The 14,928-nt window shown below is 37.1% G+C and carries 12 protein-coding genes and 2 pseudogenes; 2 read left to right on the top strand and 12 right to left on the bottom strand.

What is annotated here, in order from left to right:
• Nucleotides 1-404: 404 nt before the first annotated feature.
• The 7 genes from PI20285_RS11410 to PI20285_RS11380 form a co-directional block, all read right to left on the bottom strand.
• Nucleotides 405-1,577, bottom strand: a complete 1,173-nt coding sequence (locus tag PI20285_RS11410) for a relaxase/mobilization nuclease domain-containing protein (protein ID WP_057775049.1) — start codon at nt 1,575-1,577, stop codon at nt 405-407.
• Complete coding sequence (locus PI20285_RS11405; protein WP_105782296.1) at nt 1,559-1,894, bottom strand: MobC family plasmid mobilization relaxosome protein; 336 nt, start codon at nt 1,892-1,894, stop codon at nt 1,559-1,561. The genes PI20285_RS11410 and PI20285_RS11405 overlap by 19 nt, the downstream gene beginning before the upstream one ends.
• Nucleotides 1,895-2,485: 591 nt before the next feature.
• Entirely contained in the window at nt 2,486-2,821 is a 336-nt protein-coding gene (locus PI20285_RS11400) for a helix-turn-helix transcriptional regulator (RefSeq protein ID WP_054397968.1), read from the bottom strand.
• Between the two features lie 14 nt (nt 2,822-2,835).
• The gene (locus PI20285_RS11395; RefSeq protein WP_057775043.1) at nt 2,836-3,159 is read right to left on the bottom strand and encodes a type II toxin-antitoxin system RelE/ParE family toxin; all 324 of its coding nucleotides are present in this window, start codon (nt 3,157-3,159) and stop codon (nt 2,836-2,838) included.
• A 72-nt stretch (nt 3,160-3,231) separates the two neighbouring features.
• Nucleotides 3,232-3,465, bottom strand: a complete 234-nt coding sequence (locus PI20285_RS11390; RefSeq protein WP_057775041.1) for a hypothetical protein — start codon at nt 3,463-3,465, stop codon at nt 3,232-3,234.
• Nucleotides 3,466-3,763: 298 nt separating this feature from the next.
• Entirely contained in the window at nt 3,764-5,611 is a 1,848-nt protein-coding gene (locus tag PI20285_RS11385; RefSeq protein ID WP_057775038.1) for an ATP-binding protein, read from the bottom strand.
• 182 nt (nt 5,612-5,793) lie between these two features.
• Entirely contained in the window at nt 5,794-6,381 is a 588-nt protein-coding gene (locus PI20285_RS11380; RefSeq protein ID WP_057775035.1) for a site-specific integrase, read from the bottom strand.
• A gap of 94 nt (nt 6,382-6,475) precedes the next feature.
• On the opposite strand from PI20285_RS11380, the gene PI20285_RS11375 reads away from it, so the two are divergent.
• Together PI20285_RS11375 and PI20285_RS11370 are read left to right on the top strand one after the other, a co-directional pair.
• Nucleotides 6,476-6,736 (top strand): type II toxin-antitoxin system Phd/YefM family antitoxin, encoded by a 261-nt coding sequence (locus tag PI20285_RS11375; RefSeq protein ID WP_057775032.1) that lies wholly within the window; start codon nt 6,476-6,478, stop codon nt 6,734-6,736.
• On the top strand, nt 6,729-7,043 hold the full coding sequence (locus PI20285_RS11370) for a Txe/YoeB family addiction module toxin (protein ID WP_057775029.1): 315 nt from the start codon (nt 6,729-6,731) through the stop codon (nt 7,041-7,043). The genes PI20285_RS11375 and PI20285_RS11370 overlap by 8 nt, the downstream gene beginning before the upstream one ends.
• A 271-nt stretch (nt 7,044-7,314) precedes the next feature.
• On the opposite strand, the gene PI20285_RS11365 is transcribed toward PI20285_RS11370, so the two are convergent.
• The 5 genes and pseudogenes from PI20285_RS11365 to PI20285_RS11330 all read right to left on the bottom strand — a co-directional run bounded on the left by PI20285_RS11365 (nt 7,315) and on the right by PI20285_RS11330 (nt 14,398).
• Complete coding sequence (locus PI20285_RS11365; protein ID WP_057775026.1) at nt 7,315-8,394, bottom strand: Abi family protein; 1,080 nt, start codon at nt 8,392-8,394, stop codon at nt 7,315-7,317.
• 19 nt (nt 8,395-8,413) lie between these two features.
• On the bottom strand, nt 8,414-10,852 hold the full coding sequence (locus tag PI20285_RS11360) for a DEAD/DEAH box helicase family protein (RefSeq protein ID WP_245080760.1): 2,439 nt from the start codon (nt 10,850-10,852) through the stop codon (nt 8,414-8,416).
• 172 nt (nt 10,853-11,024) lie between these two features.
• Nucleotides 11,025-12,964, bottom strand: a pseudogene (locus PI20285_RS12110) (DNA methyltransferase).
• Nucleotides 12,965-13,026: 62 nt separating this feature from the next.
• Entirely contained in the window at nt 13,027-13,479 is a 453-nt protein-coding gene (locus PI20285_RS11335) for a helix-turn-helix domain-containing protein (protein ID WP_245080753.1), read from the bottom strand.
• A pseudogene (locus tag PI20285_RS11330) lies at nt 13,472-14,398 on the bottom strand (replication initiation protein). The gene PI20285_RS11335 and the pseudogene PI20285_RS11330 overlap by 8 nt, the downstream one beginning before the upstream one ends.
• Nucleotides 14,399-14,928: the final 530 nt, after the last annotated feature.

Below are 14,928 nucleotides of genomic sequence, written 5' to 3'. Positions count from 1 at the left end.
GCCCTTAAAAGAGGTTTTAAAAGAGGTTTTAAAAGAGGTTATATAAGAGGCGGGGGTCTCCGTGCCCCAAAACCAAAAAGGAGTGAGCGAAAATCACGCTCACATTTTGCTTGCAGCGTTCACTTCGTTCACTCGCTAAATTCAAAACCAAAAGACGTGGCTCAGAAGAAGCCTCGACTGACGCTCGGCGGACAGCCCCAGATAGTGCTAGGAGGACTTATTTTGCATTCTAAGCCATTTTAAAGATAATTTAATATAAATACACCTGTTAAGCAAAGAAATGCGTCAGAAGCCAAAATACAAGCCCTGAGAGCAAACCAGTCGGGATAACCGCGTACAAATAATTTTTAATTTCATACCAACTCATATTTTTATGTGTTCGATCAATTTCCGTAGATAAACGGTTAGCGACTTGGTCCATAGTCCCTTGAACGGTCTGGTTTAGGCTGTCGTTTAGGGTTTTCAACGTGTTGTTGTTGTCCTGTTGGACGCTGTTTATCTTTTGCAGTTCGGCGATTGTCCTTTGATTGACGGTCTTTGTCTGCTCGTTGAAGTGGTTTTGCGCGTCTTTTAGCGTCGCGACTAATTGTTCTTTGTTGGTCTCGTTGTTGCTGTTTAAATCGTTCAAGGTCTTCTGAAAGGCTTGATTGACGCGCTGACTGGCTTGTTCGATTTGTGTCAGCTGTTCGGTCAGTTCGATTTGTTGTTTGCTTTGTAGTTGAATTTGTGTGCCCTGATAGTTCCTGATTTCTTTCAGGGTCTGATTGAGTTCGGTTAAATCTGTTTGTATCTGGGGTTCTGGTATCTGTTTGGTTGTCTCTTGGGTCTCTGGTACGTCTTTCCAACTCATTGTAAATTGCCCCCTTTTCGTAAGCTGTGCCGAGTTTGTTACCACGTGCTTTATAATTCGTGCCTGTGAGCTGATAGGTAAGGTCTTTTCCCCGTTCCCATACATCTATCGCCTTTTGCTTTAAATCGTCTCTAAACGTCTGAAAATCGCGAATAAGGGGATTAGACATGGTGCTGTCAACGGCTTGTCTGATTTGGTCTTTCCAAGTGGGTTGCCCACGATCATGCATTTTAATTTCTGCCATAGAACGTTTTTCATAGCGTTCAGGGTCAACTTTCGTAACTTCAAGCCCATGTTTTTGCACGATTTCATCGGTATTATGGACTAATTTTTCGCGGTATTCTTGCCAGTTACCGTGCATTTTTTTCCCTGTTTCTAAGTCGATTGCCCCAATGACGGCATGAATGTGTAAAGCGTCCGTGTCGGCATGTTCGTATAAAGCGACTTGCTGATTAGGGTAGGTTTTTTGATACACTTCTTTGGCAATATCGAGCGCTTTTTGTTGGTCATCTTCGTTTGTCGGGTCAAATTCTTTGGGACTAAACGAGATACGGCTAGCATACGCCTGCGTCTTGCCTTGATTGCCATACACTTCACGGACTTGTTTGAATTGACTTTTTGCGTAGTCAACATCAAGGTTTAGTCCGTCTTTTAAGACCGCTCGTTTTTCGGCGTAATTGACAAGGCGTGACGCGCTGGCAGACCGTTTTATGTGAGTTGTTGCCATATGTGTGCCACCTCACTTTGCAATTCCTGCAATGCTTGGGCAGGAACATTGCCCCCTTGATTGGCGTGTTTGGCTAATTGATTGAGATTACCCCCAATTTTTGCTAATTGACGGGTTAATGCTTGGGCTTCTTTTGCGCCAATCTTAGGGGCAACGATCCGTGCCCCTTGTGCCTTCTTTTTGACAAAAGCAGGCACGGACATATTTAAAGTTTTCGCTGACTGCGAAAGCTTTAAATAGTCCTGCTCGCTCACTCTAAAATTGATTTGCCGACTGTCTTTCCGATTGGGTTGTTTATCGGATAGATAGCTAGCCATATTGTGTTGTTCGCTCACAAACCCCACCCCCTTTGTTTTGCCTTTCAGGCAAGTGAATTGATTGATTAAGCTCGTGAAACCCTAAGGGTTTCTACTCACATAATAAATTAATTCACGGGGTTTGGCAAGCAACCCGCATGCTAGCCACAAGACTACGTTTGTGGCAGCTGCGGTGCTTGCAAGGGGGACAGCTAACGCTCCCCCTTGACCCCCAAGTTCGCTGTGCAATGCCAAAATGGTTAGCCGATTGGCTAGCCACTTTTTGGCAAAGCTTCGCGTTTTTACTCAAAATTGCTATCGGAATTTGAGTAAAAAAGTCTTCCAGACAAGGGGCTGTCGGCCGAATGATTTTGCATCATGAGCATGCCTTCAGCAGGAGCCTTTCAGGCGGAGTTTTGCGCAAACGGCGCAAGCTAATTTAGCTTGATCAAAAAAGCAGCAGTTGATTAAATCAACTGCTGCTTAAATATCAATTTAATTGTGAGTTTAAAACCGATTTCAAGCTGGAAACTGTAAAAGTTTCCTTCATCAACTCACTGACAAGCCCCGTACCTAAGACTGCTTGCTTTACCACTATTCCAATGATTAATCTTATGCTGATACCCAATCATATCGTTTAAGGAATTTGTCTGATTGATGATTGGGTTCAGAATCTTTAGCATTTTCCTTAGCCTGATGCAATTTAAAGTTAGCATCTAAGTTAAGGAGTAATTGACTAGAAATACCCATAACAGTTTCGATTCTTAAAGCCAATAACTCATTGATGAATCGTTTGCGTTTAAGAATATCTGAAATGTTTTTTTGACTAACCCCTAAGCGAGCGGCTAGATCAGTTTGAGTAATTTGATAAAAGTCCATAGTTTCTTTAATGAGATCGGCAGCTGAACTGGTGTGATACTGCCGAATACTATTCTCGCGATGCAGCATACGTTTCAACTCCTTTAATGATAGTCTTCAATCTTTATAATTTGAACAGTTACAATTGCTGATCTTTCAACTGAAAGTTGATCGGCTTTATCGTAACCCTCAAAAACAATGCGGAAATTTTTGCTGACATCAACAGCAAATTTGCCTTCCAAATTGTTATGCAATCGGTGACAGCGTGGCGGTGGATCAGAAGAAATCTGCTTCAGAGTATCAGCAGCGTCAAACTCATCAAGCCGAGCTTGAATGCGTTTAGCCCGATCACGGCCAAAATTTTTAACTAGTAAACGGGGATCATTCAAGATTTTTGTGAGTTTGCGATTTTCAGCAAAATATTCCATACATTCTTCCACCTCAATAATCATTATACCTTTTTGGTATAATACAGTAAACAAATTTTATTACTGTATATTTTAATCGGCTGATGCAACTAAGGCTTTCATGCGGTTATCTTCAAACCAATAAGCGTTATCAACCGGTGTGCCCCCTAATTGATAAGCGTAAAGAATGGGCTGTTTTAAAGTCGCAAATGCTTCTGGCCGGATCAGTGTTGCAGATTGTTGATTATAATAAGTCGACGACGAACCAAAGAGAGCTTCGATGGTACCCCCAGGATCACCGGTAACATAAGAACAACTCTTAGCCACAGCGGGTTTCCTGGTACTAGCAACGCACCAAATCAATCCGGTATTAGTGACTGGCCGCCATGTTTAAGCTCAGAATAGCTAAAACACTTTGTCCGACCAAGATCTTTGTCAATGACTAAAACGGTATTTTGTCGGAATAAACAGAAAAAAATAAGCAATTAGAAAATAGGCAGTAAAGATAAGACTTACGTTTTTATTAAAAAATAAAGCGGTAAAACCGACAAACAGCCAAATAATTTTGGTGATAGGATTCCTTTCTATAACTTTAAAATTTTTGAAATATTATAAACTATAAGCCTTAATCGTTTTCATAGCAGGATTTTAATTCAGCTGCTAAATCTTTGAATTCTGAATTTATATTACTATCACTAGACCAATAACTAGCTAATTGACCATTGTCTGTTATTTCTTTAAATTTACTCCAAAGCGCCCCTTTAACAGGTTCTATATTTTTTTTATAGTCAGCTATATGATAATTTTCTTTAGATATTATGGTTAAAAGCTTATCCGGATCTGTATTATGTCTGCTTTTATTAATTGACGTAGCTTCATGTAAATAGGTTTCATAAGGAAAATAAAACTCAATGGGGCCTAATTTCCACACATGAGAACTTAATTTCTTTCCCAACTTTTCTAACTTACGTTCATATTCCTTTCCAGCCTTATCGTTATCAAAAATATAATACGTACATGGATTTATAGATTTTAATACATCTAGATCAAGCCAATGTTTTAAGGCCCCACCTCCAAAGGGAATTATAAGGAGATCATTTTGAGTAACAAAATCCGAACAATATTTAGATAAAAATAGTCTTAAAAATTTAACATCGTTGGGTCCTTCCACAAAAATAACCATTCTTAATTTACCTGGCATGCCCAAAATATTAGGGAAAATACCTAACTCATCAGAAATACGTAATAAACTTGGTGAGTTGTCTATTTTACTTATATAATTATTTTGTGTAACTTCTCTAATGTTATCCACATCAGTTAATCCAGCTAATTCAGGACTGTGTGTCGTGATTAAAACTTGTTGATTAGCCTGTTCCGCTATTTTTTTGAAAGATTCCATTAGTATTTTTTGGTGATCTATATGTTGAGCAGTTTCTGGTTCTTCAAAAGCATATATAATATTATTGCTATTGGATTCATCTTTTGCCTGTTCTGCTTCAGCTCGAAAAAAGTTTAAAAGGATTAATCTCCGGGTTCCACTCCCTCTTTTATTTAGAGGAATTTGATCGGTGTCTAACGAAAATTTAAAAATATTTTGCCATGATGGATCATCAAACGTAGGAGTTATTTGACTAGCCAGATCAGGATCCATCTCATTTAGTTTCTCAAGAGTTTTATTAGCTTGTTTTATTGTTTCTGCTTTAATTGTGGATGTTATAGTATCTAGCTGTTCTTGTAACTTTCCTTGAAGGGTTTTTTTAGTTATAGCTTTCAAGGGATTTTGAATTTCAGCATCTGAATCATTATTATCCCTGTCAGTCTTAAATAATTGGAAGAGTGGCAAACCTTTATTTATTGAACTCCATAGATCTTTACCCCCCTCCTTGTCTATAGGGACTTTCACAGGAATGCTACTTTGGGCAGGGAGTTTATTTTCATAGTAATTAATTATTGCTTTGCGCATAAGTGTATTAGTAGTTTGAGGTATTTTATCCCATCCGGTAATATGATTATCCTCTTTAATTTTATTAAATCTTTTCTTTAAAGCCGAATTTTTCAAAGTATGTATATCTTTTACCTCATCCAAATCTGGTAAAAACGCCATAATAAAAGTTTTTATTCCACTTTTGCTTGGTGAAGATATTTCTTGCACTATTTTAAGCTGCCCTTCGCTGTTAAGTAATCCCTCAGCTCCCAGAGAAGTTGGAACAGATTCTATTTTTATTTGAGAATCTTCAACATCAAACGTCCCCGACAATTCAACCTTTTTTGCACGATTACCATGTGAGTCTATATGTGCATCATCAGAATCAATATTTTTAAAACCGTTAAAAAACACATCCATAGCGTCGAAGATAGAAGACTTTCCGGCATCATTTTTACCAACTAAGCAAGTGAAATTATCTATTTTTACTTCTTGTAATTCATTTCCGAAACCTCTAAAATTTTTGATACCAAACTTAATAAGTTTCATAAATATCACGTCCCATTTTTTTGTTCTTATCAAATCTTAGCATAGTATATGTTAATGCTTGAGTGTTCGTTATTTATTTTGCTCATTTTATATACACATCAATGTGCATTTATAGGTGTAGGCACTTCTTGTTTTATTCAGCTTCTAGGTGAACAGTTTTTTGCTGGCATTGGCACACATAGTTATCCAAAATCAATTTGATCGAGCATGGTTTCTTGACTGGCTTGATCCAAGCCTAAGTAAGCTAGTGTCATGGCTTCACTAGAATGATTTAACAAGTGCATGACTAAGCCAATATTAAAATTTGATTGCGTATAGACGCGATAAGCACCTGTTTTGCACATCGTATGGGTACCTAGATAATTAATTCCTAACAGATCACCAACCTTGCTCATGATTTTGTAGAACTGTTTTTCCGTGATATGTCGATCAGGGTGCTGAATCGAAGAAAACAACCATTCTGAGGCCAGATGATTTTCTTGTAACCACCCTTGATAGGCTAATAAACCCGTTTGAACTGGTTTTAAGTAGAGCAAATTGGCTTTGCCCGTTTTTTTATCGTGGATAAACGCATTCTGACGCACGGTACCATTTTCATTGAAGACATCTGCCCAGCGGAGTCTCATAACATCGCTCACACGTAACAAGGTCGCTTTGCCCACTTGAAAAATGGTGTAGTTGCGTTGACCGGCTTTAAAACTATGAAGCAAGGTATCTTGAACTTCTTTAAGGACATTTGAATCTTTGATGGGTAGGACGATTTGTTGCATAAGTCATAATCTCCTTTGGCGATATAATAGTTTGCAATTGACGTACGTTATCATGTACGCCTATAATATTAGATAAGTTGAGGAGGGGAACCATATGGAAAAAATTATTAATCCAACTACAGCGCGAACCAATCTATTTTCACTTATAAAAGATGCTAATCGGGACTCCAAACCTGTTATTATTGCAGGATCCAATGACAGTCGTAGTGCCGTTTTGATTGGGAAAAAAGACTACGACGCATTACAGGAAACCATGAACTTAATGATGAATGGTCAGATTCAAGCCACCTTCAGCCGTAAAGATGATGAATCAGTTGATCTAGATGAAATGATCAAAGAAATTGATCGTGAGTAATCGTTGGAAAGTAAAAATAAAATCATCAGCTAAGGGTGATTTAAAAAAAGTTTTAAGAAGCCCATTACGTCAATCCTTTGAAGAAATAAAAAGTGTATTAGAATCTAATCCATATAAACCAGTACAGTCATTTGAAAAGTTAACACCACCTGCAGCTGGGTACTATTCTCGAAGAATGAATGGTCAACATCGCGTCGTTTATACCATTGATAAAGCAACTAAAATAGTTGAAATATATTCATGTTGGGCCCATTATGAAAGTGGTAATCTTGAAATGAGCGGTAAACCTAATTCCCGAAAAAACTAGTGGCTTGGCATGCGTTATAAATTAAATATTAAAAACAAATAACCCCCAATATCTATATTATGGATATTAGGGGCTATTCTTTCAATGTTTTTGAGGGGGTATTTGTAATTTATAGACCCTTGTATTAATGAATCTATCCAAAAATACCCATATAACTATAATTAAATAGTTACATGGGTATTTTATCGACGTCATTAACCAATTGATTAACGGCGAGTGCTCGTTAGGAGCCTTATTTAGTATGTATGTATAGTATATATATTAAATATCATTACGTCAAATTTTTTAATGCTCTGTAGCTGGGAGCATCTATCGCCTTTAGAATACGTTTATTATATATTTCACCTTGTTTCATATTTTTCATGTTGTGGTAAAACATTTTTTTGAATTGTTTTACCACTGTTTTCGTTGAATCAAAATGATGCAAAATTTTTAAGGAATCATAGAGGTATATTTTTGATGCATATGAAACACGTCGATTAGCACCAGTTGTTCCTCTTGACTTGGGATTCAATTCAAATCGATTTACAAAATCATTGGTAAATTTAATATAAGCAGGTGTTTGAAATCTTAATAAGAGGTTACCATGAGCAATATGATTCCTTAATTCTTTTAAAACATCTAAAACATTTAAAAATATTATTCTATCGTTGGCTGTTAATCCAAAATCATTTAAAACATTACTCATTTCATCATCTTTTAGATAATGACACAAATAGATTAGCGAACCAAACGGCAAAGTTTCAATGGCTACCCACAAAGGAACTGCCACCTGAGAGTCATACTGATAAGTCATAACATTGTTAGGAGCGGTATATTGAATATCTCTGTAGAAAGATTGATTAATATGATCGTTTTTTTGAACAAGACTTGTTAGGAACCACGGTTGAAAAAATAAAAATTTATTTCTGGATTCGGTTGCCTTGAAAGTTTGTATAATTTTTGCATATTGTTCTGAATTAAGTGGGTATCCATCAAATTCAGCATCATCTCGATAATTATTTTTGTTAGTATATTGCATTGTATCATTGATATTCATGCAATACGACTGACTAAAATGATAAGATATAGAGCTCTTTAAACGTTCTTCAAAATCATCTAGGGCTCTCGATATTTCAGTTGCTATTTTTTTACTATCATAGTACAAACGCTCAAAATCAAAAATGGATACTTTATTAAATTTTTTAGGATGAACTGTAGTAAGAAATATATTTTCCAGGCCATTGACTACTTGAAAATAGTTTAAATTGGTCAATAATTGTAGTGCTTTTTTATTATCTGGGATATTGAGTAATCTACAATCTAGATTATCAATTAAATTTTGTCTGCTTTTAGATGGCTTTATGCCCATTGCAATGAACCTCCTTCATTTAGTCTGTAAATATTTCTATTTTCTTTCTTATTTGTCGTGAGTCACCTGACACGTAAAACCTGACACCATATAACTTAACTTTTTCATTTTCACCTATAACATCCACACTATCAGGAGAAATACTCGTTAGCAAGTCCTCTTTCCACTGATCTTGATCAAGTAATTGAGTGCCTTTAGGTTCAATATAAATCTGATAAATATAAGATTCATTAGCTAAATACAAGACAAAGTCCGGCAAGAAACCAGCATAGTGAGACACATTATCGGCAAATTCATGTAATTTCAGCTTAGTATTACGCTCATCACTACGAATGAGGTAAACATCTTTATACTTGTTTTGCAGTTCTTCAACATAGTCTTGGATCAGTTCAATTAAGCTACGTTCTAATTTGTCGACGATGGCTTCGTTATAGACAAACCACGGTGCCTTTTTATAGTCATAAGTTTGAATTGACTCATGAACACCAGCATTAGAATAGTTAACGGGAACACGCTTTTGATAGTCCTGAACGACTTCCTTAATTGGCAATCCAATAAATTTATTAGTCCCACGTTGACGCTTGTAGTTCATGATTAACATGCGTTGAATATACGCTAGATATTTTTCAACGACTAATAGCTGCGTTTCTCGACTAAGCACTGTATCTGCACCAGTTGATACCGTCGCTTGGATTTCTTTTAGCTGTCCTAGCCACTGCGCATCATACATAAACTCAGATATAGAATTTAGCGTCGGCATATATTTTTTCATGGTATTGAATCTGAAGAAAGGATTCCGTGCCATTGATTTTTTAACGAGTGCCTCATCAATCTTTACCAGCCGTGTCTCATTCATACCTGCAACATTTTGTGTATCAAAGGCCGTTGCTTCTAGGGTTGCTGTCTCAATGTTAACGGTAGGTAGTTCTGCAACAGGGACCCCATATTTTGCCAAACCATTGTATTCACTTTCAGGAACATCTTCAACGTCATTGTAATACAGCTTGCCATATTGATAGACATCAGATTTCTTAAATGACTTTTTAACCGTCGTGGTTAAAATATCAAAGTCCTTATCATCTTCAACTTGTAGCTGCATTGTTTCAAAGGACTTCGTCAGATTATCAATATATTTTTTATCGTTAATCGTGTGATAGTGTAAGGACTCTAATATCTGTAATTCTGGCGTATTATGGTCAAATCGTCGCGTGAAAGAGGTTGCATCCTCATAGACGAAGGGATTGTATCGCGCACCACGACCAATTAATTGCGCCTCACTATTAGTTTGTGTTGACGTAATAGGTTGCTCACCAATTCGGACAATATCATACAAATTTAAAACATCCCAACCTTCAGAAAGTTTGGCGACGGCAAAAATAGCTCTAAAGGGATTACTTGGTTCCTCTAAAGTATTCAAATTACGTAAATCATTTAAGTCCCCTAAAATCCCATTGCTACTCGTATCATTAACATTAATTGTATTCAATGGTTGAAAATCACGTTGCAATTCACGTACCAAGCTCCCCATATCAACTGTTTGATAATAAGTATAGGCTTGGCGCAAAGTAGACGATTGCGTGGTTTGTAGTTGCTTTGCAATAAATTGCGCCAGATCTTCAGCAGTTAGCCGATCCATCATCGTCAAAAATTGATCACGAGCCGCTTTTGAAACAGCTATTTTATTGGATTTAAATAAAATAACCGGCTTAAAATCTTTCACACCCGCCTGAATCGCCATCCGCTTACGATATTGTGATAACAATCCCGCGTTTAGCATCTTTTCGTTATCATCAGCATTGGCTTGCAAACGAGCAATTTTTTTTGAATATCCTGCATTTTGGAACTCTTTTAAGTCATATTGAAAAATGATTTTATCACGATATTTTTCGTAAATAAACTCGTTATTTAAATCGATCGTGGCTGTAAATTCTAACTGACGATTTGCTTTATTAGCTTGTCGAATACGGTCTAAGACATACTCCCAAGCTTTATTTTTTTGATCTGCTTTGCTCTTAGTTCCAGCAGAAAAATGATGTGCTTCATCCGCTAGAATAATCAACTTCTGTTTCTCTAAATCGCCATAAGTTAAGCCATTTTCGCGTGGTGTATTTAACTCATTTGCTAAAGTTTGGATGGTTGTTAGCCGCAAGTAGATCACCCCTGGTTCACTATTTGTTGGAAAGCGGGTGACTTCTCGCAATTCAATCTGAATCCCATCAATACTTATTGGTTGTGAAAAGAGATACTTTGGTGATTGAACATTCATCATGTTTTCACGCGTTTTGGCAATCACCGCGTTTGTATTAACGACAAAAAGAAAATTTTGATAGCCAAATTCATGGTAAAAATACAATATATCGGCTGCCATCACATCAGTTTTTCCAGAACCAGTGGCCATATGGAATAACAATTGTTTGAAGCGACTGGCAACATGGTCATCTTTTTGCGTGTAATTCAGGTTGTATAGTGATTGCTTTTGATAATCACGTAGCTGATGTTTGAGGTTGTGCTTAATGTAGTCCGGATAAACAAAAGAATGTCTGGGTTCATCGTTTTTTAAAAATCACTCGCATAGTCTTTAATCTCATGAACAATGGGTAAGACAAGTTCTCGTGCTTTCTTTTTGACCATTACAGATCACGCTCCCCATAAAAGCTCTTATTAAAGGTAATATCACTCTCAGACATCAGCTCTTGTACATCACGATCTTCCATATCACTGTAAGCATAATACAACTGATTCTTATCAATGACCTTGACCATCAGCTGCTTTTTATCAGCCAATGACATCGTTTGATATTCAGGATCTTGCAGGACTTTTTCGACATCAACGCGGAAATCAAAATCAGCGCCGCCTTCAATCATGCGATGAACAACATCTTCTAATTGCTTTGTTGTTTCGGCCTGTTGGACATCTTTGAGATAACCTTGGTTCTTTTCCATTAATTCAGCATAGACAAATGATCCGCCACCTTGCCAATTAACGTCTTTAGAGATACCACCTTGTTCTCCCTCAAGCGCCTTATTTAATCGCTCCACGCCATCGGAAATATAATCAAGTTGCTCCACTCCAATAAATCGACGATTCATCTTCAAAGCTGCTGCTTGAGTTGTACCTGACCCCATGAAGAAGTCCATAACAATATCGTTTTCTTGCGTAACTGCTCTAATAAAGTAGGCAATCAAAGACTCTGGTTTTGAGAAACTAAAATCTAACCCAAGCGTACCAATATGTGATTTAGCATCTTCGTTACTTCCTACACCAAAATTTTTGACAGATAAGGGCCATCCACGAATTTTTCAGGCGCATAGTTGAACCTTCTGCCTTTTGATAACGAATTGAAAACTTATCACTTTTAATTATGAAGTCGCCACCTTTCGCAACCTCGTTGTTTAAGTTTTTCTGTCCCCATTTAAATGTACCTCGGAGCTTGATTTCGTTAGAATTTTCCCATCTTCAACGATAATATCTGTCAAAGCCTCCAATGATTCATATTTACCTGCAGGATATATACCATCAGAAATCTTAAATCTAATTATTCCCGGCTTAAACGTTAGCGTTCCGACTGGATTTCCGGTATTTAGCAATGGTGCATCTCCATTTTCCGTTTTTTTACCAATCCATCGTACGGAACTATCTTTATTTTCTCATAGGCATGTACATACTCAACGCTAGAACGACTCTTTTTCCCAAAGAATCAGCATTATCTGTATTTCGCCAAATAAACGTTTGTACAAAATTAGACCTACCAAAAATGTTATCCATCAACAATTTCAAATGAGCCTGACCGTCTTCACCCATCGAAATAAAAATTACTCCACCATCAGTGAGTAGTTCATTTGCAATTCCAATCTATTTTTCATGAGATCAACCACGTAGAAAGTTTGAAATTCGAGTTATATTTAAAAGCATCCGCCGGCTTTGTTTCATCAAATAATAAGGTGGGTCGAGATAAATCATCTTTACTTTACCAAGGTAGCGTTGTTTCAAACTATGCAGGGCAATCAGGTTATTTCCCTTGATAATCAAATTATTATCCTCAAAATTATCAACTGGTGCACCGTCTAAATTTCTTGATCATACTTAGTAGCATTTACAAATATTTTAGGTTCTAATAATTGATCAATTTCAGCCTTAGCAATCGTTTCATGCAAAAAGGGTTCGTCAGCATCTTTTTGATCTTCTTTCGTCATACCAGCTTTTAAAACGGTATCTTTGAAGGGAAAATCTAACACAACATCAGCAGTCTCATCAATAAACTTACCGCCAGCAGTCAGGCCAATTTTATTTTCAAATTTTGTGTAGCTATCTTGCCAGTATTCTTTATATGTAAACATTTCAATAAATTGATTTAACTTAAAATCTCTACACTTTTATCATCTATAACAACTGACTCAGTATAGGTATCATGAATTAGTTGATTGGCTAGTAATGCCTTCATCAATATAGGCGTATAAGCATCGAGTCTTCTATTACTTTGTTGCGCTTTAGAGTGCCTTTATCTGAAAAGTATGTGTTACCAAATTCCTTCAAATAGACTTTGTTGTCTCATAATTTTTGAATCAATCATTTTTTGCCCTCGTTTTTTTAAATTGCCACCACTTTTTTTATTTGGCTTTTGTGGCGATCCTTTTATATAGTCTGTTGTTTCTTTGGAGAAGAATTCTCTTTTTTTATATCTTGTGGCGGCATATTTAATGCTTTTAAATCTTTGATCTCTGCCTTATATTCTTCTAAAATTTTTTTATCCTGTAATGCTAACCGTTGTTGCTGATCTAGAAGATTTTGTGTTTGTTTTTGAACTTCTAATAAAATTTTTATCTGTTCATCTTTTTCTTTTATGGAATCTATCACATCTAAGTAAACATCATAATCGACAAGTCTATTTGTCGATTCACTTGTCGATGACTTGTCATTATCAAAACCCATCAAATCCTTTATATTTTTGACATCTTGGGCGTTTAAAACGTATCTATTGCCTTCCTTATTTGGTGTTTTGCTTGCCGATAATTTGGCGATAATTTGTTGAATTCTTTGCTTTGAAACGCCCAATTCATCAGCAAGTTCTCTAATAGTTTTAGGCATGATTTCCAAACCCCTTTAGGAGTTCAGCAAGTGCTTCTTGTCTTGCTTGATCTCTTATTTTTTTATCGTGCTCGGCCTGTTTATCAGCCAATGCTTGTTTCTCAGTAGAGCCTAAAGTTAACCCTTAACCTTGTCAATGGCGCGCCATTTTTCCTGCTCTGTTAATTCACCATTATGCTGAATATTAAAAAGCTTTTGACGCTCATCTTGTAATTGGCCTTGTGAGAAATCATTGGCATCTTTCTTTTCGGGTTTCCATGCAAAAGAATAGCCAATAACAGGCTTTCCTCGCCTTTTACCGTATTTCTTGCGGACAGTTAGCCCACGAAATAGGGGGGTAAGTTCTTCTTTGATTGGTTTTATTACTTTTTTGTTAATGTCGCCTTGCCGATAAGTTTTTGGAATATCAAGTAACTCATCAAAATCTGCTTTGGAAAAGTAGGCGTATCCAGTTGTCCGATAGCCTTTGAGTAATCGAAACATGGTTTTGGCATAGCTACTTTTTAGGTCGCGAAACTCGATAAGTGCATACCGCACCCAACTCTCTAGATTGTTCAGCAAGGGCAAAGCGTCTTTGTAGATTTCTACGTCAACGTACGGCTCGTCTACGTCACCGTTGATCTTAAATTTGGTAAACATGACAAATCTTTCGAACGACAACCCACTTTTGCTTTGGCTACCGAAACGCAAGTCCATCAAGTGGTCGTAGGTGCGTTTAATATCGTCGATAAAGCGCCGATTAGCTGTGGGTTTGTAATTACTTAACTCTTTTAGCTGGTCAAAGCTAAAGCGGACGGTTTGGTCACCCTTATCACGCATTCTAGACACAATTGAAAAATAAATTCATCTCAACAGGACTAAATTTACGCAGAGGAATTGTATTTAACTCCGGTTGATATTTAACTAGTTCGTTGCTCAAAAAACCACCTCCTAAATCAGAGGCTACCATTAAGGCCGGAACCTCAAGACGAGACCCATAAACAGACAATTGGACCCCCATAAACAGACAATTGGACCCCTATAAACAGACAATTGGACCCCATAAACAGACAATTGGACCCCCAAACATTTGTGAAACGCTTGGGAGAGTAACGTGGAACATGCCCTTAAAAGAGGTTTTAAAAGAGGTTTTAAAAGAGGTTATATAAGAGGCGGGGGTCTCCGTGCCCCAAACCAAAAAGGAGTGAGCGAAAATCACGCTCACATTTTGCTTGCAGCGTTCACTTCGTTCACTCGCTAAATTCAAAACCAAAAGACGTGGCTCAGAAGAAGCCTCGACTGACGCTCGGCGGACAGCCCAGATAGTGCTAGGAGGACTTATTTTGCATTCTAAGCCATTTTAAAGATAATTTAATATAAATACACCTGTTAAGCAAAGAAATGCGTCAGAAGCCAAAATACAAGCCCTGAGAGCAAACCAGTCGGGATAACCGCGTACAAATAATTTTT

Origin of the sequence: Pediococcus inopinatus (assembly GCF_002982135.1) — a bacterium.
GTDB classification, from domain to species: Bacteria; Bacillota; Bacilli; order Lactobacillales; family Lactobacillaceae; genus Pediococcus; species Pediococcus inopinatus.
This window is presented reverse-complemented; position numbering and strand designations above follow the sequence as displayed.